Annotated in this window: 1 protein-coding gene; it reads right to left on the minus strand. The window is 69.2% G+C overall.

Features of this window, described 5'->3' with window-relative positions:
- A partial coding sequence (locus tag FLP08_RS17015; protein ID WP_202912801.1) for a dihydroxy-acid dehydratase domain-containing protein occupies positions 1–454 on the minus strand: 454 nt, incomplete at both ends.

The raw sequence follows: 454 nt of genomic DNA on the forward strand, positions 1-454 counted from the left end.
AACGGCACCTCGGCCTCCTGGGCGGCGGCCAGCAGGTGCAGAATGGTATGGGTCGAGCCGCCCATGGCGAGGTCCAGGGTCATGGCGTTCTCGAAGGCCTTGAAGTTGGCGATGTTGCGCGGCAGCACGCTGTCGTCGCCTTCGCCGTAATAGCGCTGGCAGAGTTCCACGGCCAGGCGCCCGGCGCGCAGGAACAGTTGCTCGCGGTCGGCGTGGGTGGCCAGGGTCGAGCCGTTGCCCGGCAGCGACAGGCCGAGCGCCTCGGTCAGGCAGTTCATCGAGTTGGCGGTGAACATGCCGGAGCAGGAGCCGCAGGTCGGGCAGGCGCTGCGCTCGTACTCGGCGACCTTCTCGTCGGAGCAGGAGTCGTCGGCGGCCACCACCATGGCATCGACCAGGTCCAGGCCGTGGCTGCCCAGCTTGGTCTTGCCGGCTTCCATCGGCCCGCCGGAGA

It is taken from the genome of Christiangramia aestuarii (assembly GCF_009735585.1).
Taxonomy (GTDB): domain Bacteria; phylum Bacteroidota; class Bacteroidia; order Flavobacteriales; family Flavobacteriaceae; genus Christiangramia; species Christiangramia aestuarii.